Annotated in this window: 9 protein-coding genes and 4 tRNA genes; 1 reads left to right on the top strand and 12 read right to left on the bottom strand. The window is 50.7% G+C overall.

The genetic code is table 11. The features are described 5' to 3' along the window. Positions 1–2 precede the first annotated feature (2 nt). The 12 genes from tuf to G367_RS0100280 all read right to left on the bottom strand — a co-directional run bounded on the left by tuf (position 3) and on the right by G367_RS0100280 (position 9,022). A complete protein-coding gene (tuf, locus tag G367_RS0100335) occupies positions 3–1,196 on the bottom strand; it encodes an elongation factor Tu (protein WP_020411101.1) in 1,194 nt (397 codons plus the stop codon). Positions 1,197–1,325: 129 nt separating this feature from the next. Beyond that, positions 1,326–1,400: transfer RNA gene (locus tag G367_RS0100330), tRNA-Thr, on the bottom strand. 69 nt (positions 1,401–1,469) lie between these two features. Further along, positions 1,470–1,543 (bottom strand) — tRNA-Gly (locus G367_RS0100325). Positions 1,544–1,603: 60 nt separating this feature from the next. Next, a tRNA-Tyr gene (locus G367_RS0100320) sits at positions 1,604–1,687 on the bottom strand. A gap of 110 nt (positions 1,688–1,797) precedes the next feature. After that, positions 1,798–1,873: transfer RNA gene (locus G367_RS0100315), tRNA-Thr, on the bottom strand. Positions 1,874–2,067: 194 nt separating this feature from the next. Further along, positions 2,068–2,757, bottom strand: a complete 690-nt coding sequence (locus G367_RS0100310) for an SPOR domain-containing protein (protein ID WP_020411100.1) — start codon at positions 2,755–2,757, stop codon at positions 2,068–2,070. Positions 2,758–2,771: 14 nt separating this feature from the next. Continuing rightward, positions 2,772–3,521 (bottom strand): type III pantothenate kinase, encoded by a 750-nt coding sequence (locus tag G367_RS0100305; protein WP_020411099.1) that lies wholly within the window; start codon positions 3,519–3,521, stop codon positions 2,772–2,774. After that, positions 3,518–4,519: a bifunctional biotin--[acetyl-CoA-carboxylase] ligase/biotin operon repressor BirA gene (birA, locus tag G367_RS0100300; RefSeq protein WP_245556634.1), complete on the bottom strand. Its 1,002-nt coding sequence runs from the start codon at positions 4,517–4,519 to the stop codon at positions 3,518–3,520. Before birA ends, G367_RS0100305 begins: the two co-directional genes overlap by 4 nt. Positions 4,520–4,524: 5 nt before the next feature. Further along, entirely contained in the window at positions 4,525–5,637 is a 1,113-nt protein-coding gene (alr, locus tag G367_RS0100295; protein ID WP_020411097.1) for an alanine racemase, read from the bottom strand. Between the two features lie 25 nt (positions 5,638–5,662). Continuing rightward, on the bottom strand, positions 5,663–6,856 hold the full coding sequence (locus G367_RS0100290) for an ABC transporter permease (RefSeq protein ID WP_020411096.1): 1,194 nt from the start codon (positions 6,854–6,856) through the stop codon (positions 5,663–5,665). Beyond that, positions 6,853–7,605, bottom strand: a complete 753-nt coding sequence (locus G367_RS0100285) for an ABC transporter ATP-binding protein (RefSeq protein ID WP_020411095.1) — start codon at positions 7,603–7,605, stop codon at positions 6,853–6,855. The genes G367_RS0100290 and G367_RS0100285 overlap by 4 nt, the downstream gene beginning before the upstream one ends. Then, the gene (locus tag G367_RS0100280; RefSeq protein ID WP_020411094.1) at positions 7,598–9,022 is read right to left on the bottom strand and encodes an alpha/beta hydrolase; all 1,425 of its coding nucleotides are present in this window, start codon (positions 9,020–9,022) and stop codon (positions 7,598–7,600) included. Before G367_RS0100280 ends, G367_RS0100285 begins: the two co-directional genes overlap by 8 nt. Before the next feature lie 189 nt (positions 9,023–9,211). Between G367_RS0100280 and G367_RS0100275 the strand changes: the two genes are divergently transcribed. Continuing rightward, positions 9,212–10,168: a hypothetical protein gene (locus G367_RS0100275; protein WP_020411093.1), complete on the top strand. Its 957-nt coding sequence runs from the start codon at positions 9,212–9,214 to the stop codon at positions 10,166–10,168. The last annotated feature ends 475 nt before the right edge of the window (positions 10,169–10,643 follow it).

Below are 10,643 nucleotides of genomic sequence, written 5' to 3'. Positions count from 1 at the left end.
GATTACTCGATGATCTTAGCAACAACGCCCGCACCTACGGTACGACCACCTTCGCGAATAGCGAAACGCAGGCCGTCTTCCATGGCGATCGGAGCGATCAGGGTAACAACCATTTGAATGTTGTCGCCCGGCATTACCATTTCAGTACCTTCCGGCAGCTCTACCGCACCAGTTACGTCGGTAGTACGGAAGTAGAACTGAGGACGGTAGCCTTTAAAGAACGGGGTGTGACGACCACCTTCGTCCTTGGACAGTACGTACACTTCCGCTTCGAACTTGGTGTGCGGAGTGATAGAACCAGGCTTAGCCAGTACCTGACCACGCTCCACTTCGTCACGCTTGGTGCCGCGCAGCAGCGCGCCGATGTTCTCACCTGCACGACCTTCGTCGAGCAGCTTGCGGAACATCTCAACACCAGTACAGGTGGTAGTGGTGGTCTCTTTGATACCAACGATTTCGATCTCGTCGCCAGTGTGGATTACACCGCGCTCTACACGACCGGTTACCACGGTACCACGGCCGGAGATGGAGAATACGTCTTCGATCGGCATCAGGAACGGCAGGTCTACAGCGCGCTCCGGCTCAGGAATGTACTCGTCCAGGGTTTCAACCAGCTTCTTAACAGCGGTGGTACCCATTTCGTTGTCGTCTTCGCCGTTCAGGGCCATCAGAGCAGAACCAACGATGATCGGAGTGTCGTCACCCGGGAACTCGTACTGGTCCAGAAGTTCGCGAACTTCCATCTCTACCAGCTCGAGCAGCTCTTCGTCGTCTACCATGTCCGCTTTGTTCAGGAACACAACGATGTAAGGTACACCTACCTGACGGGAAAGCAGGATGTGCTCACGAGTCTGCGGCATGGGGCCGTCAGCTGCGGAACATACCAGGATAGCGCCGTCCATCTGAGCAGCACCGGTGATCATGTTCTTAACGTAGTCGGCGTGTCCCGGGCAGTCTACGTGCGCGTAGTGGCGAGTCGGGGACTCGTACTCAACGTGAGAGGTAGCGATGGTGATACCGCGCTCACGCTCTTCCGGTGCATTGTCGATACCGTCGAAAGCTACAGCGTCACCGCCCCATACTTCCGCACATACGCGGGTCAGAGCAGCGGTCAGGGTGGTTTTACCGTGGTCAACGTGACCGATGGTGCCCACGTTCACGTGGGGCTTGGAACGTTCAAACTTTTCTTTTGCCATTGCAGCCTCCTAATATAGGTGAGCCGTTAACGATCCCACCCATGTCCAGAACATGCGCATCCGACCCGGAAAACCCCGACCCCGGACACAAACAACCGCAAGAGCTCTCACCCTCGCGGCTATTAAAAATGGAGCTCATGGGCGGATTTGAACCGCCGACCTCACCCTTACCAAGGGTGTGCTCTACCCCTGAGCTACATGAGCAAATATCTCGCCAAACCAGGCGACCACAAGGCTTGCCAATCCGGAGGATATTCCAGCTGAACCCATAACTGGAGCGGGCAGCGGGAATCGAACCCGCATCATCAGCTTGGAAGGCTGAGGTTCTACCATTGAACTATGCCCGCTTGCGGGAGCCTCCAAACGAAACAATCCGTTTCGCCGGCAACACCTTACGGTGTAAAAAATGGTGCAGGGGGGTGGATTCGAACCACCGAAGCTTTCGCGTCAGATTTACAGTCTGATCCCTTTGGCCACTCGGGAACCCCTGCCTCAATGCGGGGTGCATTCTCTACACCTTCCGCTGCACTGTCAACATTTTTTTCTTTAAATTTCACAGACTTACCTGCGAAATTTAATGTTGAACAATGCTGGGATAAAATGGAGCTGGCGAGAGGAGTCGAACCCCCGACCGGCTGATTACAAGTCAGCTGCTCTACCAACTGAGCTACGCCAGCACTATCCCATTCATTGGCGAAGTTGATTGGTCAGCCTCGTCAATGGAGGCGGGATTCTAGGGGAAGTTATCCTGACAAGCAACACCCTTTTTACAGATAAATCGGAATTTTTTGTGTCGCCATTTGCCTCATAGAGAAAAATTCAGCCGCTAAATATCAAGCCGTGAGGATTAAGACCTATAGTCGAGAGCCTTTCAGCTCGCCACTTCTGAACAAAGATTTCTGCGCCGATCCAGCTTGGGGTGCTCTTCCTGCAGATGTTGCCAGAATTCTCCAGCCAAACGTTCAGCCTGCCCAGGCGCCAATATAATCCAACGCTCCATATGAGTCTGAGGCTCTTCACGGAACTGCGCCCCAATTCCCTTTTCCGCCAGCTCTTCAGCAAGACCTTCTGCGCGTTCGCGTTCACTGAAAATACCAAATGATATACCGTCGGCAAGAGCACCCTTGGGGATTACATAGCTATCGATACCCTGGGCCTGCAGTTCACGCAAACGGTTGAATGCCTCTCTACGAGAGTTCAGCGGCGGTAAAAAAACCCAGTAACGCATCTGCCCTTGCATTTGAATTTCGCGAAGACTGGCAGAAACCTGGAGGGCGGAGAGACGCTCCACTATATCCTTCCCCAGATATTCTTCGGGAAAAGGCCCGATCAAGGTACACAATTGCTCTCCAGAGACCTCAGTGGCTAACGGGGCCGTCTCCTCTTCCACTGGGGGCAGCTGTTCTGGCGATATTTCACTAACCAAGACAATTTCCTGGATTTCAGTGCCCCGACCTGGGCTGACAACACTGACGGTGCCATCATTAGCTGGGGATGCCGCCATAAACCAGGCAAACACCCCCAGATTAAGTATCAGTAAGAAGAGAGCGATCCAACGCATAACAGTCTTTATATTTAGGGATTACTCAACGCCAAGCCATCCAGTACCAACTCCGGCACCAAGTGATGCTCACTTTGATAGAGAGAGGACAGTAGCGCCCCATCTCCACCGGTAAGCCACAGTAACGGCTCCCCACCAGTATAATTTCGCAGTTGATCAAGTGCCCGATCGATTGCCCCAAGCACCATTAGAAATAGTCCGCGATTAATGGCCTCATCGGTATTGCGCCCGGCACTTAACGATGTCGTCAATGTAAACGCCTGCGCACTCTTGGCCGCATGAGTATCCAGCCGCAGAGAGCGCTGCATTAAACCTATCCCAGGTACGATATACCCACCAAGGTGACCTCCGTTATTGTCTATCAAATCTAGGGTAACCGCGCTGCCACAGTCCACAATTAGTGCTGCACTCTGGTCCCGGCCATATGCGGCAAGCATCGCCAGCCATCGATCAGTACCTAATACCTGGTGGTTGTCATAGCCACAGGTAACTCCGGCACATTCTTCGAGTACCTGTGAGAACTCCACATCCAGAGAAAACAAGGATCTTACATGCTCTGACAACGACTCAGCGACTACGGGGCCCGCAACATTTACCACGCGAACCCGCTTGGGCTGCAACTCCAGGCCCAGCTTATCCCAGCCGTCCGGCATACGACCTTCACGCAAGTCGGAGGTACCAAAATGCCCGCGCATATCTACCTGCCCTTTGTTTAACAGGCGCCATTTGCCACGGGTATTACCAATATCCAGTTCCAGAATCAAACCTGCCCCCGCAAAGAGATTTCCCCTCCATGAAAGTGTTTCAGCTCTCCATCCATATCTAAAATTAAGGCACCTTTGTCATCTACCCCTGCGGCGATACCGGCCCAAACCTGAGAACCGGCCTGCAGTGTGACCGGTTGGCCGGCAAATTGATCCAGCTTGGTCCAGGCATCCCGGTAAGCACTAAATCCTCTTTGTGGATATTCATGCAATAACGGTAACAGCTCATCCAATATCGCAGCCACTAAATGGTTACGCGGTATCCCCGGGCAAATCTGCTGCAAATCCGCCCAAGGCTGATCAATTTCAGTGGCGGTTTCAATGCGCAGGCCACTATTCAGCCCTATGCCGATAACCACTGCACAGCGATCGGTCAGATCCCCCTTGAGTTCAAGCAAAACCCCTGCAAGCTTCCGGCCACGGCACCAGATATCATTGGGCCATTTCAAGCGGATATCTGGTACCGAAAAACGTTCTAATGCCCGCGCCAACGCCACCCCTACCGCGAGGCTCAGTCCCTCCAGGCTTTGCACTCCTCCGCTGAACTCCCAGCCGACAGACAAACTCACCCCAACCCCATAAGGGCTGATCCAGCCTCGACCGCGACGCCCTCGACCAGCACTCTGTCTTTCTGCGAGCATGGCAATAGCATGCCCACTACCCTGCTCCATGCGAGTTAAGAGCTGCGTATTCGTCGAGCCCACCTCGTCAAATAAAATCAGCTCGCGTAAAAGAGCATTGGAATTATCCCCAAGCCCCTCGTAAATCTTGTCCGAAGAGAGCAACTCCAACCCTCCAGGCAAACGGTAACCCCTCCCTTTAACCGATTCGAGCGCCAAGCCGTAATGCTCAAGTTTCTTTAATTGCTTCCACACTGCAGCGCGGCTTACTCCAAGGGCTGCACCGAGAGATTCCCCAGAATGCAGATTACCATCAGCCAGTAATTCCAATACCGGGCGTAACTGTTCCAGTGAGCTTTTTGCGATAGTGTCTTGCAAGGCGATCAACTTTTTATATAGCGACGAAAATAACGATGTCCGAGGCTGGTCAACACCTCATAACCAATAGTGCCAGCGTATTCTGCCACCTCATCCACCGTTAGCTCTTTATTGAGAACATCTATGGACTGCAGAGATTCCCGGTCTTGGTCGGATAACGCAGAGATATCGAAAGTAGTGGAATCCATAGATATACGACCGATTATCGGTAGATGGCGACCGCAGGCCCAGCCGCGACCCCGGCCACCCTGAGCCCGGATTATACCGTCTGCATAGCCACCCCGAGCCACTGCCAGCCAGCTTCCTGCTGCAGCCTGTTGGGTCGCTCCATAACCAACAGACTGTTCGCGACTGACAAAACGCTTTTGCACTATCGGTAGACTGAGTGCTACTGTGGGCCTCATTGGATTGGGAGTACCGGGAACCGGGTTAATCCCGTAGAGAGCAGATCCGGGGCGGGCAATATCAAAGTGATAATCCTCACCGAGGAAAATGCCTGAGGAATTAGCGAGGCTCAGCTGCACCTCGGGACACAGTGAACGCAGCCTCTCACCAGCTTCTTTAAAACTGCGCAATTGAAAGCTATTTTGTGGATGGAGCGGCTCATCCGCACAAGCCAGATGGCTGAGAAGGATGCGTATATCCGCGGAGCCAAGTAATTGCCGGTCCCCCAGTAGTAGTTCAAACTCCTCCTCGCTGAGACCCAGGCGCGTCATACCCGAATCCACTTTTACCGCACAGGGAGCCACTAATTCCGCGCGAGCACATATTTCGACCCAATTGCGCAATTGCTCCAGGGTAAACAGTGTTGGCATCAACCCTGCATGGGCACACTCTAATTCTGCCCCATTTCGCACCCCGGTTAGAATAACGATGCGGACCTCGTCCCCCAGCTCTCTACGAAGACGCTCCCCTTCCGCTTGGGTTGCAACAAAGAAGTCCCGGCAGCCTTGCCGGTAGAGGGCCGGCGCTACCTGGGTCATACCTAGGCCATAGGCATCCGCCTTGACCACAGCGCCACAGCGGGCGCCACCAGCCAACTTCTCGGTCAGATCTAGATAGTTATCAGCAATTGACTGCAAATTAATACTCAGCAGCCCCTCGCGGAAGTCATTCATGCCAATACAACTCTCAATTCATCAGCTAGGTAGCCCCAAGCAGGCTCTCACGACTCAAAGCACGTGCACCTACTAATATACACAGCCCAACCAAAGATAGGGTGACCAAGGAGCCAGCAAGAGCCAAGGGTACAGGTATCGCCTCACCTGCCATTAACAGGCTGAGCCATTGTTGCTGCCCGATTAAGGGGGTCAGTTGCCAAGCGGGTGAGTCCAATTTAATGTCAGATAGATTTACTATCATCAGCAATGCGACAGGTAATCCCTGCAAAATGCTCAGCTGGATTTGTGCATCTTTAAAGGACTGGGAGCGCAGGGCCAAAAGAATCTGGAGAACAGCAACCAGCAATGCCAGTGGCAATAACAAAAAACTCATAGCCACCAACTCGGCTATTCCTGCAGAAAACTGCACTCCAATTTCCGCCAGTGGTAAAAGAGTAAATGATAGCGTTAAAACTGCGAGCGAAAGAAGTGACCCAAACCAACCGATACTGGTTACGGCGAGCACTTTCGCCACAATAATCTGCCAACCATTCAAGGGTTGCTGCAATAAGGTTTCGATACTCATGCGCTCCCGCTCTCCCGCAGAGGTGTCGATAGATGGAGCTGCGCTGCATACCATCAACGCCATAATCAATAGCACTGGCACCATAATTCCTAAAATAGCTAACCCCCGGCTGGACGGAGTGCTAACGTCCCTTATTTGTAACTGCCAGGGAGTAAGAACCTGAGGCGCAATACCACGTGCTGATAAACGCTGCTGCATAATTGTTTTCTGTAAGGTACCCAGGCGCTCCTGTATAAGCTGAATACCTCGCCCACCAGATTTACTTGAACCATCAACATACAAATAGACTTTGGGAGACAGGAGATTGCGATAGTCTGTCTCAAATTCTTTGCCTATTTGTAGGACAGCATCATATTTATCCTCAAGAAGTTCACGTGGAATCCCCTCCCTCAACAGATCAATCCGGAAACCAGTTCCATGTAATTGATTCTCTAATAAAGGGGCATAGTCACTACCTACAATGGCAATATTTAAATTGGTTTCGGACACTACCTTAAAAGATAAGGCACCACTTCCAATCATTATTGCTGGAAATAAAAGGGTAAAACCCAATGCAATCATTAAAGCCCGCCGATCACGCCAAACTTCAAGAAGCTCCTTTAGAACCAGTGCTTGGAATTGCTGTGATAAAACATTATCGACAATACTCATGCTACCTCTCCCTGCTGACGCTTCCCTGCCCTTTGACCATAAGCAAGCTTCACGAAACTATCCTCGAGGCTGTTACTACCTGAACGTGTATTGAGTTCGCCCGGGGTTCCACTATCGACAATAGTGCCATTTGCCATGATTAAAACAGTATCGGATAGCTCTACAACCTCAGCCATAATATGGCTCGAAAATAAAATTGCTGTTCCCTCTGACCTCAAGTTTAAAAGAGTTCTACGCAGTAACCTGGCAGCAAGCACATCTAAACCACGGGTGGGCTCATCCAAAATCAGATGGGAGGGCCGATGTACTAGCGCCCGAGCGAGAGACACCTTCATTCTCTCCCCTTGAGAAAACCCTTTTGTTCGACGATTCCAAAGGCTGGATAGCTCTAACTCTTCTCGCACAGATTGCAATGCAAATTCTAATTTATCTCCAGCCAACCCTTGGGCACTGGCGAAAAAGGACAAATACTCCGCTACGGTAAGACGTTCATAAAGTCCCTCCCGGTCTCCAACCACGCCTAACTGCCGACGTATTTCCTTCGGATACTTTGAAACCTCCAGGCCACCAACATAAGCATGCCCACTATCTGCTTTTAGTAAACCGGTAATAATGCGAAGACATGTCGTTTTGCCCGCACCATTGGCACCCAGTAAGGCTGTTATCTGCCCATCAGCAATAGAAAAGTTCAGGTTCTTCAGTACAGGGGTTCCCGAAAACTGCTTACTAACCGAATTAACTCTAATCACTGCCGCTCCCCCCCTGTTCCATTCCTTTTGAATCAGAACCGCCTCTCCGATCCAACTCTGGTCCATAAGCTCCAATCATGAACGGCGGTCTGTGAATATCCTTCACACAAGCTTGATCCAGCTTCACTTCAGGTGAAGTAAGAAATTTATCAATCAAATCAGGAATACAACCTCGAATGGAATTAATATGTCCTCCCCCCATTACTATCAGGTGCTGCTTATTGGAGAGATAATCAAGATCCTTTTGTGCATAGATTGGCGGCGTGATCGGATCCGCTTCACCCGATATTAACAATACTGGATGGTGACGGGGTTCAGGTTTGCTATAAGGCCTTTTAGGCACAGGCCATACATCACAACCACGAGAAAAAAACTCAAGAAAAGCCCTACCAATAAAAGCACCAGCAATATCCGCAGCAACTTCTTCCTCGCTGATTCGATGTAACTCCTCTGAGCAGGCAACAGAGAAAGTCAGGCCCAGGGACATTCCCGTTGTTGTATCTGAAAAAAATCCCGCTATACCGGCCAATGGCAAGTAATTACCTGAGCCTGCTTCAGTGATTGCAAATGGCAGTTGCGCCGACGCTTCGGGAGAGTACAAAGCCGCCCGGATCATGCTTTGCAAGGCCCAGAGTGACATGGGTTGCTCGGATATTCTCCCCGTAACTGGGTCCGGAAATTTTTTCGCAGCGGAGTCATCCCAGTTAATCAGCAATTGTTCCAATTCTCCCCGCCAATCACCAAACCGGGAGCAGGCTAAATCGGATTGACAGTCTCTCACTAAAGTTTGCAAGGCATGCTCAGCAGCCGAAGCCCCTAAAAACACCTTTGTATCTATAGGTGCTACCGCATCTAGTACCAAGGCAGTTAAACTGTCCGGATACCACTGCTGATAAAGTAAAGCTGTCCGTGTTCCCCAGGAACCACCCCACAGGGAAATCTTCTCGTGGCCGAAATGTTTCCGCACCAGTTCAAGGTCTTCAATGGTCTGGCGGCTACTGAGTGAATTGGCAAATGTTGTTTGTTGCAGGTAGCAATCTGCCAGTGATTTTGAGATCACCTCCAATTCGTTTGGCGTATTGCGATCAATACCGCAGCTAAATGGGCGGGATAATCCTGCACCGCGGCGATCCACCAATACGATTGCACGCGTTTGGTTTATTTTACGAAACTTGTTCAGCAGGATTGCAAGATCACTCGCAGCCTGCCCAGGCCCCCCCGCGAGTAGATAGAGAGGCTCTTCTCCGCTTTCATCCAGCGCGGGAGAAACCATTACGGCCAGTTTAACTTGTGTGTCCCCTTTCCCAACTGTAATCCGAGAACACTGCAATGAGTATTGCCATCCATCAAGATAGCAATCGTCAGCCCCACCATTTCCTTCGGCTGCCATAGCACCATGGGCGATAAAAAAACCCATTACTAAACAACCGAAATATAACCTCCGCATCCATACCACGACAGCTTCTCCTAATCTATTTGTCGAGTACCCCAGTGTATCTAAGCTCAAGTAAACCTGTCCTTTACCATCCCATGTCAATGAATTGCATTAGCACCCTCCTCCCCACAGTGGTAAGGTTTCCGTTTTAGTTTGCCCATGACTGCACCCATGAGCTTTTCAGACCGTGAAAAACACCTAATCCGAGCCGCCTTTGCCTGGGGGCAGATCACCCAACAGGAAGGTTATACTCTCTCTGACCTGGAAATTGAGAAGTCGGTACTTTTTCGTCGCCTACTCGGTGGTCGACCACCACTCGCATTCCCTCCGCCCTTGCGCCATGGATTCCCCTGGTACGATGTAATCGAAGGGCGCGCTGAACATATTGTCAGCGCTTCAGAGGCGTCACCGGAATGCAGCATCATTGCTCCAGGCTGTAAAATTGGCGATACCTGCATTTTGATTGATGGCGCCTTCTGGCGGGTTGTAGAAACTATCCGCGAGCGGGAAGAATATATCGTCGAGTGGGGTCAATACCCTATGCAGTGGCGCTTAAGAAAACACTGGGAAGTCAATTATGAGATGACCCAGCAGCTACACAGCTTCCGTCGGGATAACCCCAACGAGGAAGTTAGTTTTGACAGCTATCTTGGGCAGCGAGAGTATCGTGAGTTTCGCATCGATGATGATCAGACAGTCTGGCTGTGTGAATGGCAGTTAAGTCGTATAAGTCTCTCTGGTTGGGTTTGGGTTGGCACATTACGCCCTCCAATAGTTAACAACTTAACCTCGATCTATGAAGACCCACTTGGGCCTATGGTCCTCGGTGAAGAGGGTGTGGATAAAGGCACGGCATGGCTTCGTATTGAAGAAGCTGACAAGGAGTCCCGTTTCGTTCAGCTGCAGGGAGAGCATGAGTATCACTTCTTATCTTCAGCTAATGCGATCGCACTAAAGGGCCTACTACACCAGCTCCAAGAAGAAACAGAAACAATTACTATCCTGGACTGGGCCCAGGGTAAGCCACTACGTAGCTTTTCTCTTCCCGCACAGCTGGTTCCTCTTGATGAGCTGAGCCTAAAAGAAATGAATTACGATCTGGTTCCAGAAAATGCCTATGAACCATAGCAAACTATTTTCTGCATACTTCAGCACAACCTAAATAAAAAAGCCCCACTCAGAGGGGCTTTTTTATTTCCCTCTTATTCCACCCAACCCAAACTTTCGATCACAAAGACTTCCGTGCCACCTTTAATAAAACTGACACCTCTGTCTAAACAGGTAGTTGTTTATAACTGATGACAAGCGGATGAAGAGACGGTTACTAACAGAATCCATGGATAGACCTGTGCATAACTCCGGGATATCCACTTTCAGGCCTCTGTTTCCATAGGGGGTCTTTTAATGGGTAAAAAAACACCACTGATTCTGGGGTGATTTCCACAGGTCGGCCGTTATTAACAGAATGGCTGGATAGACTTGTGTATAACTGTGGTATATCCGCTGCCAGCCTTACAGTTGTGTGACATTGCGCGAGCGCACAAAAAATCACCGGCTTTTTCGTTGGTATTTTTGTGTCACTTTTATCCCTGTCAGGCCCTTT

The organism is Microbulbifer variabilis ATCC 700307 (assembly GCF_000380565.1).
Classification (GTDB): domain Bacteria; phylum Pseudomonadota; class Gammaproteobacteria; order Pseudomonadales; family Cellvibrionaceae; genus Microbulbifer; species Microbulbifer variabilis.
This window is presented reverse-complemented; position numbering and strand designations above follow the sequence as displayed.